The organism is Metabacillus halosaccharovorans (assembly GCF_002019635.1).
GTDB lineage: Bacteria > Bacillota > Bacilli > Bacillales > Bacillaceae > Metabacillus > Metabacillus halosaccharovorans.
In genome coordinates this window covers 1,500,629-1,521,528 of sequence record NZ_KV917372.1, presented here as the reverse complement: position 1 = coordinate 1,521,528, position 20,900 = coordinate 1,500,629, and the positions used below count along the sequence as shown (strand labels likewise).

Genomic DNA, 20,900 nt, shown 5'->3' with positions numbered 1-20,900 from the left:
TCAAAGCGCTTTGAAATGCCTAAAGCAAAGAAGCCGAAGTGGTGGATTTATCACATTCTTGTTGGCGGCTTTGCTATCCTTATGCTGTACCCTGTAATATGGTTGCTAATGAGTTCCTTTAAGCCAAGTGATACGATCTTTGTGACTGCGCAATCACTTATTCCTGATCCGTTTATTCTTTCGAATTTTGCTCAAGGCTGGGAAGGGATTGGCGGGAATTCGTTTGGAGTGTTTATTAAAAACACGGTAGTTCTTGTTATCATTACGATGATAGGTCAAGTCATTTCCTCAGCTGTGATAGCGTTCGGATTTGCAAGATTAAGCTTCTTTGGAAAAAGCTTTTGGTTTGCTCTTATGATGGTAACACTTATGTTGCCGTATGAGGTTGTTATGATACCTCAGTACATTATCTTTTCAAAATTAGGTTGGCTAGACTCGATAAAACCAATTGCAGTCCCAGCTTACTTTGGTCACCCGTTTTTCATCTTCCTTCTTGTTCAATTTATTCGAACAATACCAAGAGAATTAGACGAAGCAGCAACAATTGATGGATGTGGAACATTCAAGATTTTTTATAAAATTATTTTGCCATTAATTAGACCTGCTTTAGCAACAGTGTCTATCTTCTCGTTCTATTGGACATGGGATAACTTGCTGGGACCAGTTCTTTATTTAAATAGTCCTGATAAATATACAGTATCAATGGCGTTAAATATGTTCTTAAGTAATGAAACTGTTTCTAACTGGGGAGCAATGTTTGCGATGTCAATTGTTACACTAATCCCTGTATTTGTTATCTTCTTCTTATTCCAACGACATGTTGTTGAAGGAATTAGTACAAGTGGATTAAAGGGTTAAGCTTTATTAGCTAACCCTTCATCTTGCTTTTTAATCGTCCAGGAAATTATAAAATTCTTGAACTGTGGATAAGTGCGCGACATCCAGCTCCAGCGCCGAGCCCCTCTAGGGTCTAGCCACAAAGGAATTGAAGACAAAGAACGTCTTCTATTCCTTTGCGTCTTATTTGCCCGAGGCTAACCAAGGCGCTTGCGTTTTTGTTCAGAAATTATTAAAAAAGGAATGGGGCAGAGCTATGGAAACACATGGATTTATGAGTGGTGTAAACAACATACTGGAATGGATTTCACGATTAGTATTATTAAATATATTGTGGATCGGTTTTTCCTTACTTGGTTTCATTGTCCTGGGGTTTTATCCTGCAACAGTTGCCATGTATGCTGTCGTGAGAAGATGGGCAATGGGAGATTTTGAGGCACCGGTGTTTTCTGTGTTTTGGAGCTCATATAAAAGCGAGTTTGTGAAAAGTAATATGTTCGGAGCTGTTATATCGCTAATTGGGATCATTTTATTTATTGATTTCCTATTTTTAAAACAAGCTTCTACAATGGTTCAAAACTTGTTGAACGTTCCTTTTTTAATCATTTCCCTCATTTTTATTTGTACGTTGCTTTATGTGTTTCCAATGTATGTTCACTTCAACATGAAAACACTGGATATACTAAAAAACTCATTTTTTGTGATGGTTATGAATCCATTTAAAACACTTATAATGTTGATTAGTAGCTTAGGGTTAGTTATTTTACTATCGTTTGCTCCACCACTTATGATCGTTTGCAGTGGAAATGTTTTAGCTTTAGTTATGTCTAAACCGGCAATGAATGCGTTTAACAAAGTAAACAAAAAACATGAATCTGTGACTGTTCATCAATAAAGAAAAAGATTTAAGTAGATAGATCAGGTGTAAATGCTTACAATTGAAATGTTGAAGATATCACTGTTTTTTCATCATATCAGTCTGTATTTTTCATTAAAAATCATATCAATTCCTACTAAACTATAACTATACATGTAAGCATTTACAAAGGATGATTTACTATGAAAAAGCTTTTTCTTTTATGTATTGCCCTATTTGTTACATTGTCTCTAACCTCATGTCAGTCTAATCAAGACCAAGATGAAAGTGTCAATGATAGAGAACCAATTACGATCAAGGTAGCTTGGTGGGGAGGACACCCCAGACATGAGTACACGACCAAAATCATTGAGCTTTTTGAGAAAGAAAACCCAACAATAAATGTGGAACCTGTTTTCGCAAATTGGGATGATTATTGGAAAAACCTGGCGCCAATGGCAGCAGGGAATCAACTTCCTGATGTTATCCAGATGGATATTGCTTTTTTATCGCAATACGGTGAAAAAGGATTACTTGAAGATTTAACACCATTTATTGAAAACAATACCATTGATACTTCCTCTATTCGGCAAAGTGTTGTGAACAGCGGGAAAATTGGAGAGGAACTTTACGGTTTTACAGTAGGAATTAATGTTCTTTCTGTTATATCTAACGAACAGTTGTTAGATAAAGCTGGTGTGAAAATACATGATGACACTTGGACTTGGAACGATATGGAGCAAATGGCTTTGGATATAAAAAAATATGCAAATGTCTATGGCTCAAATGGAATGCATCCACCAGATATCTTCTTTCCTTACTATCTTAGAACAAAAGGTGAGCAGTTTTACAACGAAGAAGGGACAGGACTTGCATATAAAGATGATCAATTATTTGTTGATTATTTTCACATGCAGTTAAGGCTTGTAGAAGGTGGAGCATTTCCTACACCAAATGAAGTAGCAGCAGCTGTTAGAGGAATGGAAGATGATTTAATTGTTAATGGAAAGTCAGCAATTACTTGGAATTATTCTAATCAATATGCAAGCTTTGATCAATTAACAGAAGCTCCATTGACACTAAATTTACCACCGGATCATTACGAAAATAAGGCGCTTTTTTTAAAGCCAAGCATGCTTTTATCCATTCCGAAAAGTTCTAAATATAAAGAAGAAGCGGCTAAATTCATTGATTTTTTTGTAAATAATGTGGAAGCAAATAAATTAATGAAGGGTGAACGAGGTGTCCCTGTTTCATCTAAGATATCGGAAGAAGTTAAGCCTATGCTTTCAGGAGAAGAATTAAAAATCGTCGAATATGTTGAGAAAGCCATAAGTCTTACAAATGAAATGTACCCGCCAGATCCGACAGGCAGTTCACAGGTGATTGAAGTCTTAAAAAATATATCAGATGAAATTATGTATAAAAAAATAACTCCTGAAGAAGGAGCAAAAAAATTCAGAGAACAAGCAAATGAAATTCTACAAAAGGGATGAATTGGAGGATGGATCAAATGCCAAAATTGCAGTTTGATGAAAATGAAATTAGAGAAATGATAGATAAAGTAGTAAAACGAAGTTTCGAGATGGATTTTAACTGGGATTGGCCGGGCGGAGTGGCCTTTTATGGGGTAGCTGCTGCTTATGAAGCAACAGAAAAACAGGAGTATATCGATCTATTAAAAGCGTGGGTGGATGAATGGCTGGAGGATGGTTTACCAAAGCTCTCCATTAATGGAGTATCAATTGGACACGCGCTGATTACTCTTTATAACGTAACAGAAGATGAAAAATATTTAACTGTTATTAAAGAAATGGCTGATTATCTTCAAAATGATGCCCCGCGATTTGCAGACGGCATTTTTCAGCATACAGTTAACTCTGTGAAGGATGTATTCCCTGAGCAGGCATGGGTAGATACAATGATGATGGCAGGACTATTCTTGTTAAGAGTCGGAAAACTATTAGATCGTGAGGACTATTTCAGAGATGGGTTAAAGCAATATCATGGTCATGAGGATTTTTTGCAGGATCCTGTGACAAATCTATATTATCACGGCTGGGATAATATCGCCAAAAATCATATGTCTTCAATTTATTGGGCACGAGGAAATGGTTGGGCTGCGTTAACAATGGCGAAAGCTCTTGAATTAATTGAAGTACAGGACCCTTCTTACATGATCATTGATTGTTCTTTGCGTGATCAGCTAAGTGCTTTAGTACGACTTCAAGGAGAAAATGGACTTTGGCATACGATTGTTGATGATCCAACATCATATGATGAGATTTCCGGCTCATCTGCTATTGCAGCTGCGCTCCTTAAAAGAGGATCTTTATATAATAAATACATCCAAAAATCAATTCAAGGTATTGTCAATGAAATTGAAGAAGATGGAAAAGTATCTAAGGTTTCAGCGGGAACAGCTGTCATGAACGATGCTGATGGTTATAAAGAGGTTCCTTATAAGCGTATCCAGGGATGGGGACAAGGTTTAACTCTCGTGTTCTTAGCTGAATTATTAAAAAGTAACAGACATGTATTTAATTAGTTTCCAAGATTGATTGGAGGTGTGAATATGGAGAAATCGTATACGATCTATTTGGCAGGAGATTCAACAGTAGCAAATTGCCCGAGCCATGAGGCACCGATGGCAGGATGGGGCCAAACCTTTCATGAATTTTTCCAAGAAAATATATTGATTATTAATAAAGCAATGGGAGGAAGAAGCTCAAACAGCTTTATCGAAGAAGGTAGACTTGAAGCCATTATGAACGAAATTCAACCGGATGATTTCCTATTTATTCAGTTTGGTCATAATGATCAGAAATCATATGGAACTGAACCTTATACAACTTTTCAATCAAACTTAACGGAATATATTACAGGTGCTTGTGCGAAAGGGGCATATCCAATATTAATTACTCCTGTTCATCGAAGGAAATTTAATGAAGATGGTATCCTGGAAAATACTTTAGGTGAATATCCGGAGGCAATGATGGAACTTGCTGAAAAGCTTGATGTTCCACTCATAGACTTATGGTCCAAGACAAGGAAGTTATATGAAGAACTTGGTGTGGAAGGATCTAAAAAGCTCTTTACAATCTTTGCTCCAAATGAACAGCCGAATTATCCGGATGGCATTATTGATAATACTCATTTTAGTGAACATGGAGCAAAAGAGGTAGGGAGATTAGTTATTGAAGGGATAAGGGATCTTCGATTACCGATCGAAAAGTATATATGTGAAAAGAATTTTTTGAAAAGTTAACCACGTTATTTCGTGGTTTTTTATATTAAGAGTAAAGGAGATTTCTTATGACGAAGAAGCTATATCATGGAGCCGCGTATTACCCAGAATTATGGAATGAGGATACAATTGAAGAAGATATAAAGTTAATGGTAGAAGCAGGTATAAATGTTGTGCGAATGGGTGAATTTGCCTGGTCTATGATGGAAAAAGAAGAAGGGGTAATTGATCTAAGTTTTTTTGTGAATATGATTGAAAAACTACACGATCATGGAATTGAGACGGTCATGTGTACACCAACACCTACTCCACCGATTTGGTTAACACATAATCATCCTGAAAGATTGCATGTTGATGAAAATGGACAGGTAATGAGTCATGGATCAAGGCAGCATATATGTACAAATAATACTTATTTTAGAAAAAGAGCTGCAATCATTACCGAGGAGATAGCAAAAGCAGTTGGCCATTTACCAGGTGTTATTGGCTGGCAACTTGATAATGAGTTTAAATGCCATGTTAGTGAATGTATGTGTGAAACATGTAAATCATTGTGGCATAGTTGGCTGGAAGAGAAGTATGGAACAATTGATGCATTAAATGAAGCGTGGGGAACACATATTTGGAGTCAATATTATCATTCATTTGAACAGATTCCGCAACCAATCTCAACGCCATTTCTTCATAATTCAGCTTTAAAAACAATGTATCAGCTTTTCTCATATGAAAAAATCGCCGAATTTTCAGATGAACAGGCAGCGATAGTCCGTCAATATTCCCAGGCTCCAATAACACATAATAGCACAACTTTTTTTCATGTTGATAACGAAATGCTATACAAACATCTTGATTTTGCTTCATTTGATACGTATGCTGAACGAAGTAATTTTGCTTCTTATTTATTTAATTGTGATTTATGGAGAAATTTTAAATCCGGCAAGGATTATTGGGTTATGGAAACAAGTCCATCACATAGTGCATCACTTGAGAGTTATGCAGCCCCTCATGCAAACGGCTATTTAAAAGCAGAAGCTGTCGCGTCATATGCGTTAGGCGGGGAAGCATTTTGTTATTGGTTGTGGAGACAGCAACGTACAGGATGTGAACAGCCTCATGGATCTGTCATAAGTGCATGGGGAAAACCGACTGTCGGTTTTGAAAATGTAAAAGAAGTTGAGGCTGCCAGGAAAGAGCTTGAATCAGTTATTACAACGACCAGGCCCGCACAAGCTGAGGTAGCGATAACGTATTCAGATCGAGCAAGAGCATTTCTAAAAACAGAGCCGCATAGAGATTTAGATTATCGTTCTCTTATCATCCCGTTTTACGAAAGAGTTCTATCAGCTGGATATCACCGTGATTTGATACCTGAGGGTGCGAAATTAGAAGGATACAAATTATTATTTACACCTTTCGTCCATTATCTATCTCATGATTATCTTCAACAAGCAACAAAATTTGTTGAAGAAGGAGGAGTTTGGATTGTTGGTCCGCTTACAGGCGGAAGAACAGAAAACCATACAATCCATACTGATGCAGCCTTAGGAAAGTTAGAGCAACTTGCCGGAGTTGAAACTCTTTATACATATCCAATGGAGGGAACAGATTCATATGGTGAGTTTATGGGAGTTAAAGCATCATTAAGCTTATGGAGCTCTGTTTTTCAACCAACTGCCGGAAAAGCTATTGGCACGATTAAGGGGGGGAACTCAGATGGAGCTGCATTTATGACTGAACATAAAGTCGGCAAGGGAAAAATTGTCATGCTTGGTTCACTTCCATCAGGAGAGTCAGGTGATCTTTTACTAAAGAAGTGTGTTGATCATTATGCAAAAGAAGCGGATGTACAACTAAAAACAGATGTATCGAGAGGAACAATTGTGGCTCCACGTATCCGTAAGGGTGAAATAATTTGGGTAATTGTGAATATGGATGGGAATGGAGGAACTGTTTCCATACCTGATGGTGGAAAAGATCGTTTAACAGGAGAAGAACTAACTAAAGGACAGTATGAAGTTGGGCCGTTTCAGTATAAAGTGATCGTGTTTCAAATGAACAAAGATGAGGAATTAGGAAAAAATCAATTAGTTGACAGTGTTCAACAATAACTAAGTATAAAACGATAGAATCCCGAAACGAAGGTTGAGTAGACACTTTCGTTTTGGGATTTTTTATGTGAATGTCACTGTTATTTATACGTTAAAACCTGTTATCTGTATGTTATTCTACGCTTCCTTATTTTAAAATGAAAAAGATTTCTATTTTAATAGCTTAAAATGTAAGGGTTTACATTCGGGGCGTCCGGAGGTGAGTTTGAAAGTATTAAGTTGAAAATAAACAGGAAACGGTTTTAGGGGACTACTATTTGGGAGGTAATGTTAGTGAAGAAAGGTTTTACTAAAAAGTTTTCAGTCTTAACTAGTACAGTGTTGATAACTTCAATGTTCAGTGGACTAGCACCATTAGCGACACCAACAGCTACTGCTGAAGAAAAAGTTACAAAAAACTTGAAATTTGATTTTGGATCAGCAACAAGTCCAGTTGCCGAAGGATATAACCAAGTAGCTAATACACTTGTTTATAGTTCTGAAAAAGGGTATGGGTTCAGTGCGGAAGTTGGGTTTCGTGATCGAGGTGAGCCTGATGCTTTGTTAAGGGATTTCGCACTTGCAGCTGGTCATGAATTTAATGTAGATGTTCCGAATGGGGACTATGCAGTTAGAATTAAATCAGGGGATCAGATTGCTTCTAATCGGACTAGCTTCTCAATTGAGGGAAAATCATATGGCTCTATTTCATCTAGCGCAGCCAGTTATGAAGAACTTCGTGCAAATACTTCTGTAGATGACGGTCAACTGAATATTGCTATCGGTGATAACGGACGAATTAATTCCTTAGAAATTATCCCAATGGTCGCACCTGAAGGATTGGAGGTGACGAATAAGGAGCTGGGAGCTGAATCAAGTGTTACTTTGAAATGGGCTACGATTGATGGAGCAAAAAGCTATAATGTATACCGCAAGCTGGAAGGAGAACAATCTGCAACAAAAATTGGAACGACAGAAAAAGAAGAATTTATCGATTCGACTGCACAGCTGGGATATACATACACATATACCGTTACACAAATGAATGAAGCTGATATTGAATCAACCTCAAGCGAAGGAGTCATAGTTGGAGTATATGATGAAAAGACCGATGCACCGAGTGCACCTGCTCAGCTTGCTCTCTCAAAGGCAAGTAAAGATTCAATTGAACTAAGTTGGAAACCAATAAATGATGCAGTAATGTACTATATCTATCGTTCAAAATCAGAGGATGGTACATATACCTTGGTAGGGACTTCAACGAAACCAATATTTAGTGATTCTGTTGCTACGACAACAAACTATTATTACAAAATTAGTGCAGTAAATGCAGGCGGATTTTCTGAACGATCCAAACCACTTAAAACACCAATAGCCAATACTATGGTTCGGCAAATGGAAGAGTTAGGTCGGGATCTCGTTGCTGTAAAGGTAGATGAAGGGGTGTTTATTAGCTGGCGCCTGCTAGGTAGTGATTCTGAGGATACGGCCTTTAACCTTTATCGTGATGGAAAGAAAGTGAATCATAAGCCAATTACATTAAGTACAAATTATGTGGATTCAAAAGGAACAGTTAACTCAACATATGAAGTCCGTGAAGTTATAAATGGTAAAGAACAATCAACAGCGGACAAAGCTAAAGTTTTAAGCAATCAATACTTTGACATTCCTCTTCAAAAGCCGGAAGGCGGTACAACCCCTGATGGTGTTAAATACACATATAGTGCCAATGATGCAAGCATTGGTGATCTTGATGGTGATGGGGAATATGAAATCGTCTTAAAATGGGATCCTTCAAATTCAAAAGATAATTCAAAAGCCGGATATACAGGAAATGTTTTTATTGATGCGTATGAATTGGATGGTACCCGTTTATGGAGGTTAGACTTAGGCAAAAACATTCGTGCTGGTGCTCATTATACTCAGTTCCTGGTATATGATTTTGACGGAAATGGCAAATCTGAGGTTGTTATGAAAACTGCTGATGGAACAAAAGATGGGAAAGGTACTGTCATTGGAGATCCTAATGCAGATTACCGAAATTCAGGTGGTTATGTCTTAAGTGGTTCTGAATTTTTAACCGTTTTTGATGGAGAAACAGGAAAAGCATTGACAACAACTGACTATGACCCACCAAGAGGAAATGTGAATGATTGGGGAGATGGGTACGGAAACCGAGTTGATCGTTTTCTTGCAGGAGTTGCGTATTTAGATGGAAAAACACCCAGCATAATTATGGCTCGCGGTTATTACACAAGAGCTGTATTAACTGCCTATACCTTTAAAAACGGTGAGCTGACAAAACTATGGAATTTTGATAGCAATACCTCCGGGAATGAAGATTACAGAGGACAAGGTAATCATAGTATGAGTATTGCTGACGTTGACTTTGATGGTAAGGATGAAATTATCTATGGTGCAGCTGCAATCGATCACGATGGAACCGGTCTACATACAACAGGCTGGGGACATGGTGATGCTCAACATGTCAGTGACTTAGATCCAACAAGACCCGGACTTGAGATTTTCGGAGTACACGAAAATTCAAGTTCACCTTATGGGTTATCATTCCGTGATGGAGAGACAGGTGAAATCATCTGGGGTGTAAAAACAGGAAAAGATACAGGCAGAGGTGTATCAGCTGACGTGGACCCTCGCTATCCTGGTGCAGAAGCTTGGGCGATCGGTGGAGCCTGGAATGATCGAACAGGTGGAATGTATACGGCAAAAGGCGAAAAAATTAGTACAAACATCCCGACATCAAACTTTGCAATTTGGTGGGATGGAGACTTACTTCGTGAATTATTAGATCATGATTTTGATGAAACAGAGGGCAGTCCAACATACGGTCTGGGTGCTGCCAAAATCGATAAATGGAATCATGAAACAAATAGCCTGGACAACCTAGTGACAGATAATGATGTCACGTCTAATAACTGGACAAAAGGAACTCCTGCCCTTCAAGCAGATCTTTTAGGAGATTGGAGAGAGGAAGCAATTTGGAGATTAAACGACAGCAGTGCATTACGTGTTTATACTACAACAGCTGTAACAGAGCATCGCATACCTACTCTCATGCACGATTCACAATACAGGGTTGCGATAGCGTGGCAGAATGTTGGTTACAATCAACCACCACATCCAAGTTACTTTTTAGGACATGATATGGACACAGCACCATTCCCGTCTATTCATACGGGGAAAGTAGAACAGGTAGAGGTTCAAATTAACCCTGAAGTTCTTAATGTGAAAAGCAAAGGTGGGAAAAACTCAGTTACAATAAAAGTCGACCTTCCTTCAAAAAATAAAGAAAACGTAAAAGTAGTTAAACTGCATGTAAATGGGAAAACAATATTCGGCCAAGTAAATGGAAATGGTAAAAAGGCAACGATCAAGATAGATCGTCAGGAAATCATAGCGGCTCTTGATAACATAAAAGGTGAGATTGAAGTATCCATAACAGGTTACCTTGAATCAGGTCTAACCTTTACTGGCAGTGATAAATTGACAGTTAAGTAAAATAAGATAATTGGAGAGGGATAATGATAAATATTATCCCTCTTATTTATTAAAGGGCTGAATACTTTTTAACCCTTATAGTGAAATGGAGCGGAAGACACTCGACTCCTGCGGGAAGTGAGAAAAGCGAGTGTCTGGAGCGCAATGGAACGAACTAAATTTTGACGTTACTTCATCAAAAACAACAAAGTATACGAAAACATTCTATTAAGTATCTATAATAACACTGTTATCCTGAGGAAATTAACGGTTTTTTATATGTTCATTAACTAACTCACTCCTTATAATGGGCATTAGTTTCTATTTTGAAAAGGCTTACAAATAAGTGTGCTACTAAATCTAATAAAGGGAGGTACTGAGCTTTCTAATAAGTCTTTTAATAGAGTAATAAGGAGAAAAAGCTACCTAAAGCAATAGATGGCCTATTATCATTCTATCAAATCTAGTTATTCATGAACTAATTGTTCCCCTCAAGCCGCAGTACACTTTTTCTTTACCGAATAAAAATGCGAAAGGTGATGAAAGAAGCTTGAAAAAACATTCTTTAACAAAAAAACTATTATCCTTATCAATTGCAGCTCCACTATTAATGACAGGTTACCAGAGTAGTGCCATAGCATCTCCGCCAAAAGCAAATCATGGGAATGCAGTTCAACTAGAATATCTTGACAGAGGTCTAGTAGCGGCAAGCACATCGGAAGGAGTCTTTTTAAGCTGGAGGCTACTCGCAAACGAAGTATCGGGATATTCTGATTCAGGATTAACCGGTGTGAATTTCCATGTTTATCGTGACGGTAAAAAGATTGGAACAGTTAAAGACAGCACAAACTTCGTGGATCAAAATGGGACAGAAACATCAAAGTACTATGTTTCCGCTGTTAAAGACGGAAAAGAAGTGGACCAAAGCAGTGAAGCTTCACCTTGGAAAGATACATATTATGATTTGAAACTAAAAAAGCCTGCTGACGGGGTCACTCCTAGTGGTGAAGCATATTCTTATAGAGCCAATGATATGAGTGTCGGTGATGTCGATGGTGACGGACAATATGAATTTTTTGTCAAATGGGATCCATCCAACTCAAAGGATGTCTCTCAAAAAGGATACACAGGAAATACGTATATCGACTGTTACACTTTTGATGGCACACTACTATACAGAATTGATCTTGGAGTAAATATACGCTCCGGTGCCCATTATACACAATTTTTAGTGTATGACTTTGATGGTGACGGAAAAAGTGAATTAATGTTTAAGACAGCTCCAGGTACAAAGGTTATCAACTATGATAAAAATGGACAAGTAACGTCCGAAAAATATATTACCATGCTAAAAGAGGACAAAAAAGCAGGTTATAGTAATCAAGATGACTATCGGATGAGCAGTGAAGATTATTATAACCATGTAGTAGATATGTTTAAAAACTGGCATAAACATGAAGAAGTTGTAAATGGAAATTGGCCGGCAACACTTGAAGAATCCTTTGGAATAGAGAAACAGTATGATTATCCGCTATCAACAGAGGATGCAGAAGCATTGGCAGATTATTTCATTGATGAATATGCCCCAAGCAGAAGTTCCCGCAACGATATAAGAGATTTTGAAGGATTTATTGTAAAAGGTCCTGAGTACTTATCAGTATTTGAAGGTGAAACAGGAAAAGAACTTGAAACGATCCGCTATAAATATGAGCGTCATGACGATGGATTGATGTGGGGAGATTATGCGATGTCAAGAATCGAACCAGGCAATCGAGTTGACCGCTTTTTAGCTGGTGTCGCATATTTAGATGGTCAAAAACCTTCGGCTATTTTTTCAAGAGGCTATTATACAAGAGCTACAATGGTTGCTTATACCTGGGATGGAAAACATTTAAGAGAACAGTGGGATGTTGACAGTGGTTGGACTCCAATGACAAATCCGTTCAATGACGGACCACATGGAAGATTAGGTACGAGTGAGGAGTATGGGACTCTTACTACTCAGGGTGCACATTCATTAAGTACAGCAGATGTGGATGGTGATGGCAAGCAGGAAGTTATATACGGATCTGCTACAATCGACCATGATGGTTCATTATTATACAGCTCCAGTGATGTGATGCCACCGGAAAGTGCAACTCCGGGTGTAACAGCAGGTTTAGGACATGGCGATGCCTTACATGTAGCGGACATTGATCCAAATCGGGAAGGGCTGGAAATCTTTATGGTTCATGAAGGAGGCGCATATGCTCCTTATGGGTATGCACTTCGCGATGCTGCGACAGGTGAAGTAATTTATGGCGGGTATACAGGAAAAGATACCGGTCGAGGCATGATAGGTGATGTTGACCCTGACCACAAGGGACTGGAAACTTGGGCAGTTGGTCTTTGGACAGCAAATGGAACGAAAATCAATACATCCGGTCCAGGAACAAATATGAATATTAAATGGTCGACTGATATGACCACTCAAATTGTAAACGGAGCAATTGATGCAACACCTACAATAGAAGACTGGAAAAAAGGAACTGTACTAACAGCTGAAAATACTAGAACAAATAACCATACAAAAGGGAATCCGTCCTTAGTTGCCGATATCTTCGGTGATTGGAGAGAAGAATTGCTTGTCCGAACGGAGGACAGTGAAGCTATACGTATTTACTTAAGCTCTGAGGTTACAGATCGGAAGCTCTACACATTAATGCATGATGCACAATATCGGACAGGGATTTCATGGCAAAATGTAGGCTATAATCAGCCATCATATACAAGTTACTATTTTGCTTCAGATACAGATTGGAGTAAAGTGCCAACTCCTGAATTATATATGCCTGGTGAAGTAACTGCACTAAGAAATACCCTGGATATGTATGTTGAAAAAGGTGAGGTCAGAGGTTCACTTGTACGAAAGCTGGAAAATTCGTTAGTGCAGGCTCAGCATCATATTGACAAAGGTTCAAATAAGAGAGGCATTTCATTCTTAGAAAAGTTTATCAAAGAGTTAAATGCCAAAAACTCAAAGAAGAATGTCTCTGATAAAGCTAAGTCTATTTTAATCAATCAGGCAGAAACATTAATCGAAAATCTAAAATAAAAATGTGGGTCAAAGTATTAGGTTTAGTGCTTTGACCCTTTTGTTAGGGTCGAAATTTGTCAAATGATAGATTATTGGCGAAAGTTGAGAGATTATTAAGTGAACTTGATAGATTTTTTACGAAAGTTGATAGATTACGACCCAAAAATTGATACATTCCCAAGAGCGGATTAATAAAAAAGAGGGAAATAGTCATGCAGGAAAATATTGAAGTATTTTCCTGCATGATTTATAATAAGTTAAAATGTTAACGTGTGCATTTGGTGAGTTCTATACATTTTAATAGGTTCATTATTTAGTATAGAAGGAAATGTTCACGTTTTCAAAAATGTTACCAAAGGGGCTGAAGCAATTGAGTACGTTTATGGGAGAAAATTTTTTATTATCAAATGATGTAGCAGTAGAACTATATCATCAATTTGCAAAAGACTTGCCGATTATTGACTATCACTGTCACCTTAGTCCACAGGAAATTTATGAAGATAAAAAGTTTTCGAACATAACAGAAGCATGGCTATATGGCGACCACTATAAATGGAGAGCAATGAGAGCAAATGGAATTGAAGAGGAATTTGTTACTGGCCAAGCAAGTGATTATGATAAATTCCTGGCTTGGGCAAAGACAGTACCAATGACAATTGGAAACCCGCTTTACAATTGGACACATTTAGAACTTCAACGATTCTTCGGTATTTATGAAATATTAAATGAAAAAACAGCTCCAATGATATGGGAAAAAGTAAATGAACAATTAAATAAGAAAGAGTTTTCTGTTAGAGAATTAATAAAAAAATCAGATGTTGAAGTCATTTGTACAACAGACGATCCGACTGATACCCTGGAATATCATCAAAAGCTAAGAGATGATAAAGACTTTAATGTTCAAGTGTTACCAAGCTTCCGTCCTGACAAAGGATTGGAAATAAATCGTGATAGCTATTGTGGATGGGTAAGTAAGTTGTCGGAAGTATCAGGTAAAGAGATTACAAGTTATGATGAGTTTTTAACGGCATTGGAAGAGAGAATAGAGTTCTTCCATTCACTTGGCGGCAGAGTTTCAGACCATGCGATTGACACAGCAATGTTTATGAATGCTGATAAAGAAGAAGTTAAGGCTATTTTTACAAAGGCTCTATCAGGAGAAAAAGTAACAATTGAAGAAGAAATGAAATATAAATCATATACACTTGTTTTCATTGGAAAAAAATATGCAAGCTTAGGTTGGGCTATGCAATTACATATCAATGCCCTGCGAAATAATAACACCCGAATGCTGGAGAAATTAGGTCCTGATACAGGGTTTGACTGTATGAATGATGATCTTATTGCTAAGCCGTTAGTTCAGCTGCTTGATGCACTAGATAAGGAAGATGCACTACCTAAAACCATTCTATATTCTTTGAATCCTAGAGATAATCAGGTGCTTGCTAGTATTATCGGAAGCTTCCAAGGCGGAGGAATTAAAGGGAAAATCCAATTTGGTACAGCCTGGTGGTTTAATGATCATAAGGAAGGAATGCTTGATCAAATGAAGGCGCTTGCCAATGTAGGGCTTTTCAGTCAGTTTATTGGTATGCTAACAGATTCCAGAAGCTTTTTATCTTATACAAGACATGAATATTTTAGACGACTTGTTTGTATGTTGATCGGAGAATGGGTAGAAAGTGGTGAAGTACCACATGATCAGGAGTTACTTCGTCGAATTGTTCAAGGAATTTCATACCATAATGCAAAAGAATACTTTCAGTTTGAGGAACTGATGGTACGAGGGTAATGTCTGTGATACCCTAATTGAAAAGGAACCTGAAAGTAGGTATAAAAGTGGGAGTTACAATCAAGGATATTGCAAAAATTGCAAATGTCTCACACACAACCGTGTCAAGAGCACTTAATAATAGTCCGCTAATCAAGGAAAAAACAAAGCAGAAAATCATTCAAATCGCAAATCAATTACATTATTCGCCTGATGTTCATGCAAGAAGCCTGGTTTTACAAAAATCATATACAATTGGACTGTTTTTCACGAGCATATCGAATGGGACATCATCCAGTTTTCTATCTGAAACAATTAAAGGTGTAAATACGGTCATTGATGAAAACTATAACTTATTTATAAAGGGAATCCAGGATATTAAGGATTATTCAATGATCACCCGTAAACGGTTTGACGGCATTATATTAATGAGTCAAAGTGATATTGACAATGCGTTTATTTATCATGTGATAGAAAAGGAAATACCGCTGGTTGTGTTAAACAGACAAATCGAAGAGCGCTCTGTTGTGAATGTGCTTTCAAATGACCAAGAAGGTGTGTATGAGGCAATTCAGTTATTCATCAAGCATGGACATCGTGATATTGCGATTATTGAAGGAACTCCACATTTCAAGTCTGCACAAGAAAGAAAAGAAGGATATTTAAAGGCTTTAATGGAATATCAATTACCAATTCTATCTGAATACATGGTAAAGGGAAATTATAATATGGAAAGCGGTTATGAGGGAATGAAAAAGTTATTATCCCTCGATAATTACCCTACTGCTGTTTTTTGTTCAAATGATGATATGGCCATTGGTGCCATGAAAGCCATTAATGAATACGGTCTAATGATTCCAGAAGATATATCCATTATAGGGTTTGATGATATTGGATTCTCCGAGTATACTTCACCGGCGCTTACAACTGTGAAAAGGCCGATTGAAGAAATTAGTATAGCTGGGGCTGAAAAACTGTTACAAGTAATGGATGCTGGTAACGAGGAGGATGGACCAATTTTTCTAACAACTAATCTGGTAAGGAGACATTCGGTTTCTGATGTAAAGTGTAATAGTTGAGCTCGCGAAAGTAGCTCAGCTATTTTTCCTAAAAGTAATGTTAACGTGTGCATAAATTGGGAGGTATGGAAATGGAGCAGTTATCGAAAAAAATAGATAGTGAGTACACAACATATCCTGAAAAGGTATTGCAGTTCGGAACAGGAAACTTTTTACGTGCATTTACTGATTGGCAAATAGATGTCATGAATAAGAAAGGAATGTTTAATGGCCAGGTTGTTGTTGTCCAGTCAACCCCAAAAGGTGCAGTTGATACAATAAACGAACAAGAAGGTTTATACACGTTATACTTACAAGGCATCAAAGAAAATCAGCCTGTCAGTGAACATGAAATCATTCGCAGTATAAGCAGAGGTATAAATATTACCAACGAATATGATGAGTATTTGAAGATAGCAGGAAATCCGGATTTACGATTTATTATTTCAAATACGACAGAGGCAGGTATTCAGTTTCATGAAGGAGATCTTTTGACAGATCGTCCCCAAAGCAGCTTTCCAGGCAAATTAACTGCTTTACTATATGAGCGGTATCAGGTTTTTCATGGGGAAAAAGATAAAGGATTTATTATCTTTCCATGTGAGCTAATCGAAGATAACGGAAAAGAACTGAAAAAAATTGTGTTAGCATATGCGGATGCTTGGAAGCTGGAATCCGGGTTCTCTGAATGGGTTGAGGAGGCAAATACGTTCTGTAATACATTAGTTGACCGCATCGTCCCTGGTTACCCAAAGGATTCCATACAAGATAAAACGGTTGAGCTGGGCTATATTGATAAATTAATAGTAGTTGGAGAACAATTTCATCTTTTTGTTATTGAGGGACCGTCTTTCATTAAGGAAGAATTTCCAGCAGTTCAGGCAGGTTTGAATGTACATGTTGTAGATGATTTAAGCTCTTACAGGCTAAAGAAAGTCCGTATCTTAAACGGTGCCCATACTGCGATGACACCTGTTGCTTATTTATGTGGAGTAAATACTGTAAGTGAAGCAGTGACAAGCGATTTAACAAAGCAATTTGTCGAAAAAGTGATATATGATGAGATTATTCCAACCTTACCTTTCCCGGAAGAAGATCTTTCTCAATTTGCTGCTGATGTAATAAATCGATTTAAAAATCCATTTATTCACCACTATTTATCTAGTATTTCGTTAAACTCAGTTTCAAAATTTAAAGCAAGAATATTACCAACACTTTCTGAATATGTTGAAAGGTTTAGCCGGTTGCCTGAAGCGACTGTTTTCTCGTTAAGTGCACTGCTTTATTTTTATAAAGGAAAGCGGGGAGATGAGTCGATCACACTTGTTGATGATGAATCTACATTAAACTTATTTAATGATTGTTGGTCTTTATATTCTGACAACATGGAAGAACTTGTATCTACCATTCTTTCAAATAAAAAATTATGGGGCACTGATTTATCGAAAATTCCCCAGTTAACTGAATCAGTTGTCAACCAGTTAAGGACGATAAATCAATATGGAATGAATGAGGCATTAACACAATTCTTGCAAAAGACAGGTGAGAAAAATGAAAGCGTTTATTAAGATCAAAGAATCAGATAATGTGGCAGTCGCGATTCGGAAAATTGATCAAGATCAACTACTTGAGATTGAGGGTACGACGATCAAATTAAAAGAAACAGTTAATAAAGGCCATAAATTTGCACTAAAGGAAATCCCTCAAGGTGAAAATATCGTAAAATACGGTTTTCCAATTGGGCATGCTACACAACAGATTGAACCAGGAGAATGGGTTCATACCCATAATACAAAAACAAACTTGTCAGGTGTCGAGGAATATGAATACAAGCCAAAGTTTCAATCAGAACACACACTAAAAAACACAACAACATTTAAAGGTTTTAAAAGAAAAGATGGGAGGGTTGGGATTCGTAATGAGCTTTGGATTGTTCCGACTGTAGGATGTGTGAATGGAATCGCCGATCAAATGATTCGGGTATTTCAAGAGAAAGTCGGGGATATAGCTCCATTTGAACATATTCAAGTTCTAAAACATAATTACGGTTGTTCTCAGCTTGGAGATGATCATGTAAATACAAGAACCATTTTAGGTAATGCTGTTAACCATCCAAATGCAGGCGGAGTGTTAGTATTAGGGTTAGGCTGTGAAAACAACGAGATTAATGAATTTAAAGATTCTCTAGGAGATTTTGATACTAATCGGGTAAAGTTTCTAAGTTCACAGGATGTCATGGATGAGGTAGAAGAAGGAGTTAAGCTTTTGCTAGAAATTTTTGAAAATGCAAAAGATGATCGCCGGGAAGACCTTCCATTATCAGAATTAAAAATTGGACTAAAATGTGGCGGCTCAGATGGTTTTTCAGGTATTACAGCCAACCCATTATTAGGGCAGTTTTCCGATTATTTAGTTGCACAAGGTGGGACGACAGTCTTAACTGAAGTACCGGAAATGTTTGGGGCAGAAGAAATATTAATGGAGAGAGCGAAAGATGAGGAAGTCTTTCAACAAATTGTTGACCTGATTAATGATTTTAAACGATACTTTGAACGTCATGATCAGCCGGTTTATGAAAATCCATCACCAGGAAACAAAGCGGGTGGTATCACAACACTTGAAGATAAATCACTAGGTTGCACACAAAAAGCAGGAACATCTCAAGTTGTGGATGTATTAAAATATGGAGAAACACTAAAATCGAAGGGACTAAACCTTCTAAGTGCTCCAGGAAATGACTTGGTAGCTTCATCAACCTTAGCTGCAGCCGGATGTCAATTGGTCCTGTTCACCACCGGAAGAGGAACACCTTTAGGCACATTTGTCCCTACGATTAAGATCTCAACTAACACACAAATATATGAAACTAAACCGCACTGGATTGATTTTAATGCTGGAACTCTAATTGATGGTCAATCACAGGAAGAGCTTCTTGAAGATTTTATTTCATATGTTATCAAGATCGCGAGTGGGGAAAAGGTTAATAATGAGAAAAATCATTTTAGAGAAATTGGTATTTTTAAAACAGGTGTAACCTTATAGCATAAAAGCTTCAATCCTAGTAAGGATTGAAGCTTTTATTTGTATTTCTATTTACTTTTTGAAGATAACCATTCCATAAGAGTAATCGTCTTACCATCAATCGTTTTTTCTACATCATTGTTATAAACATAAATCCATGACCAGTGTCCATGATACTCGTATGGTGTGCCATCCTCTTTTTTGTATAATCCGGAAGTATCAATGACGTTATCAAATAAGGAGAGATGAACATCTTCTGCTCCCGCTTCGATTAACCGGTTATAGGTTGGAACAACAAATTGATTTGCAGGGACTACATCATCTGTTTTTGCATGAATAAACCATATAGGCAGGTCTTTCATCGTATCAATGTCCGAGTCTGTAATGAGTGAGTCATTTAGTGCCTCACAGGTTGGAAAAGCAGCGGCAAAATAATCCGTATAATCTCGTATCATCAGCATGGTCATATATCCACCGTTTGAATCTCCGCCGATGTAGATTCTGTCAGGATCTATGTCTTTGTTTTTCGCTACATACTCTTTGATTAACGACATTAACGCATCTTGATATTTTGAAGTACCATCGCCAAATCCTGTGAATCCATCCATCCAGAAAGTTGGTGTTTGAGGAGCTAAAACATAGGCTCCATCAAAATAGGTTTGAATTTCATCTGAGGCAAAGTTAACGGCTTTGTTTCCGGAAATGGCAATTGTCGGGTCTGTCCCACCTTCACCTGCTCCATGTAACCATATGATTAACGGGTTTTTCTCTTTATCTTTTGCAGGTGAGTAGTCCGCATAAGTTAGTGTAATATCATCATATGTAGCCTCACCGGTTGAAAAATCATCGACTAATTCTTTAACGCCACCGTTAAATGTATCTACAACTAAACCTGAAATGGTTCCCGCCGGTGTTTCAATGGCCTCTTTTTGAGTAATTGTGTAGCTATTCTCATTCCAGTCATTGTAACCCGAGCCAGCCCAATCGTAGTTAATCGCAGAACCTAAAGAAATCTCCGGACCAATTTGCATTTCTAATACGACATATTTTCCAGTCTTAACAACCGGGTTTCCGTTTTTATCAGCTACATAGGCTTTCGTAACATGACGATACCCCTCTTCTAAAAAAGGTGTTACTAAACGGCTGTCACTTCTAGATACATGGACATCGAAAGTGTCTGTTGTTACTGAATCCTTCGGGATTGGCTTTCCAATATCAATCATAACCTTCGTAATAGCAGCACCCCAATCTTCAACTTCTGTTATGGTTTTGTAGGATGTTGGTTGGGTTTTCAATTCTTTTGCTTCTCCTTCCGACATAAAAAATAGTGTGGAACTAGCTACTAATGTACTTAACATCGCGGTTTTTGCATGCTTTTTCAGAACGTTAAACAACTGAAAAACCTCCTTTGGTTAAGTGTTAAATCGCTTACATTAATAGTTTAATATA

At 37.5% G+C, this 20,900-nt stretch carries 13 protein-coding genes; 12 read left to right on the top strand and 1 reads right to left on the bottom strand.

What is annotated here, in order from left to right:
* Positions 1-15 precede the first annotated feature (15 nt).
* The 12 genes from BK577_RS21670 (at position 16) to BK577_RS21615 (ending at position 19,472) form a co-directional block, all read left to right on the top strand.
* Entirely contained in the window at positions 16-858 is an 843-nt protein-coding gene (locus tag BK577_RS21670; protein ID WP_078435357.1) for a carbohydrate ABC transporter permease, read from the top strand.
* 235 nt (positions 859-1,093) lie between these two features.
* Positions 1,094-1,732 (top strand): YesL family protein, encoded by a 639-nt coding sequence (locus BK577_RS21665; RefSeq protein WP_078434844.1) that lies wholly within the window; start codon positions 1,094-1,096, stop codon positions 1,730-1,732.
* Between the two features lie 164 nt (positions 1,733-1,896).
* A complete protein-coding gene (locus tag BK577_RS21660; RefSeq protein ID WP_078434843.1) occupies positions 1,897-3,189 on the top strand; it encodes an ABC transporter substrate-binding protein in 1,293 nt (430 codons plus the stop codon).
* Between the two features lie 17 nt (positions 3,190-3,206).
* Positions 3,207-4,241, top strand: a complete 1,035-nt coding sequence (locus BK577_RS21655) for a glycoside hydrolase family 88/105 protein (RefSeq protein ID WP_078434842.1) — start codon at positions 3,207-3,209, stop codon at positions 4,239-4,241.
* Between the two features lie 27 nt (positions 4,242-4,268).
* On the top strand, positions 4,269-4,961 hold the full coding sequence (locus BK577_RS21650) for a rhamnogalacturonan acetylesterase (RefSeq protein WP_078434841.1): 693 nt from the start codon (positions 4,269-4,271) through the stop codon (positions 4,959-4,961).
* A gap of 47 nt (positions 4,962-5,008) precedes the next feature.
* A complete protein-coding gene (locus tag BK577_RS21645; protein WP_078434840.1) occupies positions 5,009-7,048 on the top strand; it encodes a beta-galactosidase in 2,040 nt (679 codons plus the stop codon).
* Between the two features lie 333 nt (positions 7,049-7,381).
* Positions 7,382-10,546: a rhamnogalacturonan lyase family protein gene (locus BK577_RS21640; protein WP_169908479.1), complete on the top strand. Its 3,165-nt coding sequence runs from the start codon at positions 7,382-7,384 to the stop codon at positions 10,544-10,546.
* A 589-nt stretch (positions 10,547-11,135) separates the two neighbouring features.
* Positions 11,136-13,619 (top strand): rhamnogalacturonan lyase, encoded by a 2,484-nt coding sequence (locus BK577_RS21635; protein WP_169908478.1) that lies wholly within the window; start codon positions 11,136-11,138, stop codon positions 13,617-13,619.
* A 328-nt stretch (positions 13,620-13,947) separates the two neighbouring features.
* Positions 13,948-15,393 carry a glucuronate isomerase gene (uxaC, locus tag BK577_RS21630; protein WP_078435356.1) on the top strand — a complete coding sequence of 482 codons (1,446 nt, stop codon included), beginning with the start codon at positions 13,948-13,950 and terminating at the stop codon, positions 15,391-15,393.
* Positions 15,394-15,440: 47 nt separating this feature from the next.
* Positions 15,441-16,451: a LacI family DNA-binding transcriptional regulator gene (locus tag BK577_RS21625; RefSeq protein ID WP_078434837.1), complete on the top strand. Its 1,011-nt coding sequence runs from the start codon at positions 15,441-15,443 to the stop codon at positions 16,449-16,451.
* A 71-nt stretch (positions 16,452-16,522) separates the two neighbouring features.
* Complete coding sequence (locus tag BK577_RS21620) at positions 16,523-17,998, top strand: tagaturonate reductase (RefSeq protein ID WP_218970499.1); 1,476 nt, start codon at positions 16,523-16,525, stop codon at positions 17,996-17,998.
* A complete protein-coding gene (locus tag BK577_RS21615) occupies positions 17,982-19,472 on the top strand; it encodes a UxaA family hydrolase (RefSeq protein ID WP_078434835.1) in 1,491 nt (496 codons plus the stop codon). The genes BK577_RS21620 and BK577_RS21615 overlap by 17 nt, the downstream gene beginning before the upstream one ends.
* Before the next feature lie 47 nt (positions 19,473-19,519).
* Here the strand turns inward: BK577_RS21615 and BK577_RS21610 are convergent, their stop codons facing one another.
* Positions 19,520-20,845 carry a prolyl oligopeptidase family serine peptidase gene (locus tag BK577_RS21610; RefSeq protein ID WP_078434834.1) on the bottom strand — a complete coding sequence of 442 codons (1,326 nt, stop codon included), beginning with the start codon at positions 20,843-20,845 and terminating at the stop codon, positions 19,520-19,522.
* Between the last annotated feature and the right edge of the window lie 55 nt (positions 20,846-20,900).

Coding starts and splice junctions, on each gene's coding strand:
- uxaC (WP_078435356.1), top strand. CDS start 13,948: ATGTTACCAAAGGGGCTGAAGCAATTGAGTACGTTTATGGGAGAAAAT.
- BK577_RS21660 (WP_078434843.1), top strand. CDS start 1,897: ATGAAAAAGCTTTTTCTTTTATGTATTGCCCTATTTGTTACATTGTCT.
- BK577_RS21635 (WP_169908478.1), top strand. CDS start 11,136: ATGACAGGTTACCAGAGTAGTGCCATAGCATCTCCGCCAAAAGCAAAT.
- BK577_RS21615 (WP_078434835.1), top strand. CDS start 17,982: ATGAAAGCGTTTATTAAGATCAAAGAATCAGATAATGTGGCAGTCGCG.
- BK577_RS21645 (WP_078434840.1), top strand. CDS start 5,009: ATGACGAAGAAGCTATATCATGGAGCCGCGTATTACCCAGAATTATGG.
- BK577_RS21670 (WP_078435357.1), top strand. CDS start 16: ATGCCTAAAGCAAAGAAGCCGAAGTGGTGGATTTATCACATTCTTGTT.
- BK577_RS21655 (WP_078434842.1), top strand. CDS start 3,207: ATGCCAAAATTGCAGTTTGATGAAAATGAAATTAGAGAAATGATAGAT.
- BK577_RS21650 (WP_078434841.1), top strand. CDS start 4,269: ATGGAGAAATCGTATACGATCTATTTGGCAGGAGATTCAACAGTAGCA.
- BK577_RS21620 (WP_218970499.1), top strand. CDS start 16,523: ATGGAGCAGTTATCGAAAAAAATAGATAGTGAGTACACAACATATCCT.
- BK577_RS21665 (WP_078434844.1), top strand. CDS start 1,094: ATGGAAACACATGGATTTATGAGTGGTGTAAACAACATACTGGAATGG.
- BK577_RS21640 (WP_169908479.1), top strand. CDS start 7,382: ATGTTCAGTGGACTAGCACCATTAGCGACACCAACAGCTACTGCTGAA.